Consider the following 6,349-nt stretch of genomic DNA (forward strand, 5'->3'; position numbering starts at 1 on the left):
CCGCCGCTCCCCGTCACCGCGTGTCCTGCAACAGCGCATCAACGGTCCGGGTGAGGTCCGGATGCAGCGCGGCCGCCGGCGCGGCACCCCGCAGTACCCGGTTGGCGCCGCGCTCGAGCAACGCCTGCACCTTGCCCCACGCGGGCGTGACCGGCAGCGCCCGGGAGTGGCGCGGGCCGTCGATGAGCACGTCCAAGTTCGTGATATCCCGATGCGCCGCAGCGAATTCGCCGGAACCCAGCACCGATTTCAGCACCGGCACGAACAGCCCGGATTCGGCGATGATCGCCTGCCCCACCGGCCCGGTCGCGAATTTCACGAACTCCCAGGCCTGTTCGATGCGTGGACTGTCGGCGGCGATCGCCAGTCCGGTACAGCCGACATCGGTGATGGCACCCGGTCCACCCTGCGGCCCCACCGGCAAGACGGTCAGGTCGATATCGAGATCGTCGTGCCCGGCGAATTCCGAATACAACCAGTGCCCACCCATCACCATGCCCGCCCGCCCGCGCCGGAACAGGTCGGGAGCCGAGACCGATTGCTGATCGGCGACGCGCGGCGCCACCTTGTGCCGCACCGCGAGATCGGCATAGAACTGGAAGCCCTCGGCGAATCGCGGATCACCGAGGTTGGTGCGCGTGGGCGCGACCGACGGCGTGAACCAGTCGACCCCGTTGTTCATCCCGAAGCACGCGGCCGAGAAGTACGGCACCCAGGCGTCGGCGAAACCCCAGCGGCCCTTGCCTTCCCGTGTGGTCACCGCGCGGGCCGCGTCGAGGAACTCCTCGAAGCTCCATGCCTCGTCCCAGTTCCTCGGTGCCCGGACGCCTGCCTCGGCGAACAGTTCCCGGTTGTAATAGAGGAACACCCCCGACCATTGCTCGGGCAGCGCGTACTGGCCACCGCCGTAGCGGAACGTGTCGTACAGCGCGGGAAAACTGTCACGCCGCAAGGTGCCCGCGTACTGCGGATCGCGATCGAGCAAGGTGTTCAGGTCCAGCAGCACCCCGCGCTCGGCCAGCCCGGCGTACAGCAGCTCCCACGCCATCATGATGTCGGGACATTTGCCGCCGGCGCAGTAGGTGAGCATCTGCTGGAGGGCGTCGGGCCCGGAGACCACCGTGCCGATGCGGATCTCGGGATGGGTCTTGCGGAACTCGTCGATGATCCGGCGCCGCACCCGCGCCTCCTCCGGGCGGGCACCGAAGAAGAAGGTCAGCGCGTCGTCGTCGGCACCGCACCCACCGGCCAGCAACGGGGCGGCCAGCGCGGAGCCGAGCAGCGTTCGTCGCCGCACGGTGCCACTCGACAGGGCGGATTCCAGCTCCGGCCTCCTCAGGGCGGATGTGGAGCAGATCGGACCGCATGGCAGCATACTGGCGGCAACTGAAGAGGGTGACCGCCGACACACGACAACGATCCGATCGACCGCGATCACGACGCGACCGAACCGCCGCGCCGGGTCATATCGATCGGCTACCTTGGCACGTGTTTCAGCATCATCCTGCGCGTTTCACAGGAGAGTAGGCAGATGGCGACCATCGAATATCTGCGGACCGACCCCGATCTGCCGCCCGTCGGCGTGATCGACCGGTCCCCGATGACTCCGGCGAAGAAGGCGATATTCGCGGGGATCGCCATACTCGGCGCCGCTGCCTGGACGATTCTGGCCATCGCCCGCGGCGAGTCGGTGAACGCGGTGTGGATCGTGATCGCGGCGGTCAGCACCTACATCATCGCCTACCGCTTCTACGCGCGGCTGATCGAATACAAGGTCGTCAAGCCGCGCGACAACGTCGCCACGCCCGCCGAGATCCTGGAAAACGGCAAGGACTACCTGCCGATGGACCGGCGGGTGCTGTTCGGTCACCACTTCGCCGCCATCGCCGGTGCCGGTCCGCTGGTCGGCCCGGTGCTCGCGGCGCAGATGGGGTATCTGCCCGGCACCATCTGGATCATCGTCGGCGTGGTGTTCGCCGGCGCGGTGCAGGACTACCTGGTGCTGTGGGTGTCGACCAAACGACGTGGACGCAGCCTCGGGCAGATGGCCCGCGACGAGCTGGGCTGGTTCGGCGGCTGGGCGGCCATCGTCGGGATTCTCGTCATCATGATGATCCTGCTGGCGGTGCTGGCGCTGGTGGTGGTCAACGCTCTCGCGCACAGCCCGTGGGGTGTGTTCTCCATCAGCATGACCATCCCGATCGCCCTGTTCATGGGCGTGTACCTGCGGTTCCTGCGGCCGGGTGCGGTCGGCGAGGTGTCGCTGATCGGGTTCGCGCTGCTCATCCTGGCGATCATCGCCGGCGGCTGGGTGTCGGAGAACGACACCTGGGCCGGCTGGTTCACCTTCCATCCGGTGACCATCTCCTGGATGCTGATCGGCTACGGCTTCTTCGCCTCGGTGCTGCCGGTGTGGTTGCTGCTGGCGCCGCGCGACTACCTGTCGACGTTCATGAAGATCGGCACCATCGGCCTGCTCGCGCTCGGCATCCTGATCACCCTGCCGACGCTGAAGGCACCGGCGGTCTCGGAGTTCGCGCACACCGGCGCCGGACCGGCCTTCGCGGGCAGCCTGTTCCCGTTCCTGTTCATCACCATCGCCTGCGGTGCGCTGTCCGGCTTCCATGCGCTGGTGTCCTCGGGCACCACACCGAAACTGCTGGAGAAGGAATCGCACAGCCGGATGATCGGCTACGGCGGCATGCTGATGGAGTCGTTCGTCGCGGTGATGGCGATCATCACCGCCTCGATCATCGACCAGCACATCTACTTCGGCATGAACGCCCCGCTCGGCGCGACCGGCGGCACTCCCGAATCCGCGGCCGCGTACACCAACTCGCTCGGCCTGTCCGGACCCCCGGCCACACCCGAGACGTTCAGCAATGCCGCGAGCGAGGTCGGTGAGGAGTCGATCATCTCCCGTACCGGTGGCGCGCCGACGCTGGCCGTCGGCATCTCCGAGGTGTTCCACCAGTTCCTCGGCGGGTCGAGCATGAAGTCGTTCTGGTACCACTTCGCGATCATGTTCGAGGCACTGTTCATCCTCACCACCATCGACGCAGGTACCCGCGTGGCGCGCTTCATGCTCTCCGACGCGCTCGGCAATTTCGCCGGCCCCGCACGCAAATTCAAGGATCCGTCCTGGCGGGTGGGCGCCTGGCTGTGCTCGGCGATCGTGGTCGCGGCGTGGGGTTCGATTCTGCTGATGGGCGTCACCGATCCGCTCGGCGGCATCAACGCGCTGTTCCCGCTGTTCGGCATCGCCAATCAGCTGCTTGCCGCGATCGCGCTGATGGTGGTGCTCACCATCCTGGTGAAGAAGGGTCTGACGAAATGGATCTGGATTCCCGGCATTCCGCTGGTCTGGGACCTCATCGTCACGATGACCGCCTCCTGGCAGAAGATCTTCTCGGCCGACCCGAAGGTCGGCTACTGGAAGCAGCACGAGATCTGCCAGAACGCGCAGCAGGCGGGCAAGCTGTGCCTGACCGCGAAGACGCCCGAGGACGTGGACGCGGTGGTGCGCAATACCTTCATCCAGGGCACGCTGTCCATCGTCTTCGCGGTCCTGGTGCTGATCGTCACGGTGGTCGGCGCCATCGTCTGCTACCGCGCCTGGCGGGCGGGAACGGCCGAGACCACCGAATCGCCGGAGGAGCCCTCGCGCATCTTCGCTCCGAGCGGATTCTTCCCGACCGCGGCCGAGAAGGAGGTGCAGCGCGAATGGGACGAACTGATCGAGAAGGGCGAGGTGAAGGAACCGGGCGCGGCACACGCGAGAACGCACTGAGTTCCCAGGCAGCGACCGGGACGGCGGTGGCACCGCTCGGCCGCGCGGCATCCGGGCGGGTCGACGCACCGGACGCTGGCCCGGGCACCGTCCCTGCCGAGTCGCCGTCGGTACCGCTCGGCGAGATGGCCGACGGTCGTGCAGGTTCGCCCGTCGACGGCGCCGGACCATCCGGCGCCGGCCCAGCGCAGCGTCGAGCCGGGCCTGCTCGCGGCCCGGCACATGCGGTGCGGGCAGCCGTGCGCGGCCTGCTCTGGTGGTTCGACTCGGTGCTCGGCGGGCAGGACTATCAGCGCTATGTCGCGCACCTGCGGCGCAAGCATCCTGGATGCCCGATTCCATCGGAACGCGAGTACTGGCGGGAGCGGCATGCCGAGGCCGATCGCAATCCCGCCAACCGCTGCTGCTGAGCTGGCACGACGGCCCCTTCGGCGAGTCGCGTGGCGTGTCGCGCACCGCTGGACCAGCCCACCGGGGTAATGACCGATTTCCGCTAGCAGCGGTCGCCGGTAGCTGTCATTGTGGTTGACGTGACGATCACGGCTCTGGACTTCGAACGCTGTTACCGAGCGGTCTCCACCCGGGACTCCCGCTTCGACGGGCAGTTCTTCACCGCCGTGCGGACCACCGGAATCTATTGCCGCCCATCATGTCCGGCGATCACTCCGAAACGCGCCAATGTCAGCTTCCTGCCGACGGCGGCCGCCGCACAACAGGCGGGCTATCGCGCGTGCCGTCGCTGCCTGCCCGACGCGGCGCCCGGATCGCCGCTGTGGAACACCCGCGCCGATCTCGCGGCCCGGGCCATGCGGCTGATCGGCGACGGCGTGATCGAGCGGGGCGGGGTGCCCGCGCTGGCGGCGACGCTCGGGTACTCGCAGCGCCAGCTCACCCGCGTCCTCACCACCGAACTGGGGGCAGGCCCGCTCGCACTGGCCAGGGCGCACCGCGCGCACACCGCGCGGCTGCTGATCCAGACCACGAACATGCCGATGTCCGATATCGCGTTCGCGGCCGGGTTCGCCAGCATCCGGCAGTTCAACGACACCGTGCGGGAGGTGTTCGCGGTCAGCCCGACCACCATGCGCACCGAAGCGCAGCGAGCCAACGGGCGGGCGGTGCCGAGCACCAACGGCACGCTCACCCTGCGGTTGCCCTACCGGGAACCGCTGGACCGCAGCTGGCTGGAATGGTTCCTGTCCGCGCACGCCGTACCGGGCCTCGAACTCTGGGAGGACCGCAGCTACCTGCGCAATCTGCGCACCCCGCACGGACACGCCTCGATCCGGCTGGGATTTCAGCGCGATCATGTGCGCGCCGAACTCGCCCTGCACGATATGCGCGACCTCGCGCCGACCGTGGCTCGCCTGCGGCATCTACTCGACCTGGACGCCGATCCGATCGGGATCGATGAAGCACTCGGGGTGGCCGAGCACGCGCAACGCCCGGAGGGGCGGCCACGATTCGTCCCCGGCATCCGGGTCCCCGGCTGTCTGGACGGTGCGGAGTTGTTGCTGCGCACCATGATCGGTCAGCAGATCTCGGTGCAGGCGGCGGCCACGCACACCGCCCGCCTGGTCTCCGCGCTCGGCGATCCCATCGACGGGCCGACACCGCGGCTGTTCCCCGACCCCGCGGTGATCGCCGAACGCGGCACCGAGGTATTGACCGGCCCGGCCCGGCGGATCCGCTCGATCGTCAACGCGGCGGCCGCGCTGGCCTCCGGCGAACTGGTGCTGCACCAGGGCCGCACCGCCGCCGATCTGCGGCGCGAACTGCTGGCGTTGGAAGGGGTCGGCCCGTGGACGGCCGACTACGTGACCATGCGCCTGCTCGCCGACCCCGACATCCTGCTCGACACCGACCTGGTGGTGCGGCAAGGCGCCGCCCTGCACGCCATCGACCTCACCGACACCACGCGGTTCGCGCCGTGGCGCTCCTACCTGGCCATGCAGTTGTGGCACAGCGCCCTGGCCGCCCGCACCGTACCGGCGGCCCGCGCCGGCCGAACGAAAGCGAGTACCGAATCATGACCGCAGCCGTCCTCACCCCCGGGCCGGTCGAAACCACCGTCCGCACTGCGGATTTCGCCACCGTCGAGACGCCGATCGGCCCGTTCACCGCACTGGTCGACAGTGACGGCGCCGTGCTCGCCTCCGGTTGGACCGCCGATGCGGAGAACCTGCGCGGGGTGATCCACTCCGGTCTGCGGCCCAGCACGTTGCGGCAGCGCGCCGAACTCGGTGCCGTCACCGACGCCGTCCTCGCCTACCACCGCGGCGATCTCACCGTCATCGACACCATCGACGTCCGCCAGCAATCCGGCGAATTCCTCATGCACGCCTGGCAGATCCTGCGCACCGTCCCCGCAGGCACCCCGCTCACCTACACCGCCTTCGCCGCCCGCTCCGGCCGCCCGGCCGCCACTCGCGCCGCCGCCAACGCCTGCGCCCGCAACGCCGCCGCGCTGTTCGTCCCCTGCCACCGCATCCTGCGCACCGACGGAACGCTCGGCGGGTTCCGCTGGGGGCTGCCGGCCAAGCGGTGGCTGCTCGATCA

General features: G+C 68.9%; 5 protein-coding genes. 4 read left to right on the forward strand and 1 reads right to left on the reverse strand.

The genetic code is table 11. The features are described from left to right. Positions 1-13: 13 nt before the first annotated feature. Positions 14-1,297, reverse strand: a complete 1,284-nt coding sequence (locus RJ05_RS20670; RefSeq protein ID WP_081597444.1) for an ABC transporter substrate-binding protein — start codon at positions 1,295-1,297, stop codon at positions 14-16. Positions 1,298-1,531: 234 nt separating this feature from the next. Between RJ05_RS20670 and RJ05_RS20675 the strand changes: the two genes are divergently transcribed. The 4 genes from RJ05_RS20675 to RJ05_RS20690 form a co-directional block, all read left to right on the forward strand. Next, entirely contained in the window at positions 1,532-3,790 is a 2,259-nt protein-coding gene (locus RJ05_RS20675) for a carbon starvation CstA family protein (RefSeq protein ID WP_085996250.1), read from the forward strand. A gap of 239 nt (positions 3,791-4,029) precedes the next feature. Then, on the forward strand, positions 4,030-4,200 hold the full coding sequence (locus RJ05_RS20680; RefSeq protein ID WP_081597445.1) for a YbdD/YjiX family protein: 171 nt from the start codon (positions 4,030-4,032) through the stop codon (positions 4,198-4,200). Between the two features lie 120 nt (positions 4,201-4,320). Next, positions 4,321-5,823 carry an Ada metal-binding domain-containing protein gene (locus tag RJ05_RS20685; RefSeq protein ID WP_036539585.1) on the forward strand — a complete coding sequence of 501 codons (1,503 nt, stop codon included), beginning with the start codon at positions 4,321-4,323 and terminating at the stop codon, positions 5,821-5,823. Beyond that, positions 5,820-6,349: methylated-DNA--[protein]-cysteine S-methyltransferase (locus RJ05_RS20690; protein WP_051016775.1), on the forward strand; the 530-nt coding region annotated here is incomplete at its 3' end. The genes RJ05_RS20685 and RJ05_RS20690, both read left to right, overlap by 4 nt.

The sequence above is a fragment of the Nocardia cyriacigeorgica NBRC 100375 genome (assembly GCF_000308555.1).
Classification (GTDB): domain Bacteria; phylum Actinomycetota; class Actinomycetes; order Mycobacteriales; family Mycobacteriaceae; genus Nocardia; species Nocardia cyriacigeorgica.